General features: G+C 63.0%; 1 pseudogene. It reads right to left on the reverse strand.

The window, feature by feature from the left end:
- Window positions 1–100: 100 nt before the first annotated feature.
- A pseudogene (locus ACFVTC_RS42830) lies at window positions 101–914 on the reverse strand (IS5 family transposase).
- Window positions 915–1,013: the final 99 nt, after the last annotated feature.

Here is a 1,013-nt window from a genome sequence, read left to right on the forward strand (position 1 = left end):
CCCGTGAACAACGGATGTGTCAGAACCGAACGATCCACCATGCCTCTCACCAGCAGAGCATGCCCACCCGCTATCACGCACCAACTCGTTAGACCGTGTCCTACATGGTCAGTTTGAGGAACCTTTTGTAGCAGCAGAGAGCGGCTGCCAGTCCGAGAAATGCCAGGTAGTTGCCCGGATTCCGCTCATAGCGGTGGTTGAGCCTGCGGTAGCCGGTCAGCCAGGACATGGTGCGTTCGATCACCCACCTGCGTCGGCCGAGCCGCTCGCTGGACTCGACGCCTTTGCGGGCGATCCGGACGCCAATGTGCTTGCCCCATAACCATCGCCGCAGGTGAGGAACGTCGTACGCTTTGTCGGCGTGGAGACGTTGGGGCTTGGACTCGGTCGCGTGGGATTCGTGTCCCATGTGGAAATGGGACAGCATCGGCTTCAGAGCGAGACTGTCGTGGGTGTTGGCCGCGGAGACTCCGACGCGTAGAGGCAGTCCGTTCGCATCCGACAGGACGTGCATCTTGGAACGGGCTTACCCCGGTCCACGGGGCTCGGACCTGCAAGTTCGCCCCTTTTTTAGCGCGGACATGAGCGGAGTCGAGGACGGCGCGAGACAGGTCGACCAGGTCCTGTCCGTCCAAAAGCTGGAGGACCCTCTGATGGAGTCGGCCCCAGACTCCGGCACGGGACCAGATGGCGAAGCGGCGGTGCACGGTCGACTTCGACGCTCCGAAGCAGGGTGGCAACGCCCGCCATGCACAGCCGCTGACCAATACGTAGATGACCGCGGCAAACACCGCCTCATCATCGATGTTCGCCGCCCCGCCGCCCTGCGGACGAACTCGGGCCGGCGGCAACAGCGGCTTCGCCAGCTCCCATAATCCGTCCGGAACAATCCATCCCCACCGCCCACTCCCCATACCTAGCACAACGCCAACTGACCATGTAGGACACGGTCTTACGAGTTGGTGCGTGATAGCGCGTGGGCCGTGCTTGTCCTGCTCATGGCGCCCGTCAGG

The sequence above is a fragment of the Streptomyces sp. NPDC057950 genome, assembly GCF_042887295.1.
GTDB lineage: Bacteria > Actinomycetota > Actinomycetes > Streptomycetales > Streptomycetaceae > Streptomyces > Streptomyces kaempferi.